At 45.2% G+C, this 551-nt stretch carries 1 rRNA gene; it reads right to left on the reverse strand.

Annotated elements, in window-relative coordinates:
• A 23S ribosomal RNA gene (locus ACXWTF_RS13440) occupies positions 1–551 on the reverse strand; the annotation flags it as partial.

Below are 551 nucleotides of genomic sequence, written 5' to 3' on the forward strand. Positions count from 1 at the left end.
CTAAATATATTTCGGAGAGAACCAGCTATCACGAAGTTTGATTGGCCTTTCACCCCTATCCACAAGTCATCCGAAGACTTTTCAACGCCTACCGGTTCGGTCCTCCACTAGCTCTTACACCAGCTTCAACCTGCTCATGGATAGATCACTTCGTTTCGGGTCTGCAGCATCTGACTAATTCGCCCTATTAAGACTCGCTTTCGCTACGGCTTCGTACTTGACTTAACCTTGCCAGATACCACAACTCGCAGGCTCATTATGCAAAAGGCAGTCCGTCACCCTGATAAATCATAGGGCTCCGAATGATTGTAAGCTAATGGTTTCAGGTTCTATTTCACTCCCCTCACTGGGGTACTTTTCACCTTTCCCTCACGGTACTTGTTCACTATCGATCTGTAAGTAGTATTTAGGGTTGGAGGGTGGTCCCCCCGGATTCAGACAAAATATCACGTGTTCCGTCCTACTCAGGATACCAATAGAGCCATTGAAGATTTCGATTACAGGAGTATCACCTTTTATACTATAGCTTTCCAACTATTTCATCTATCTTC

The organism is Thiomicrolovo sp. ZZH C-3 (assembly GCF_054862725.1).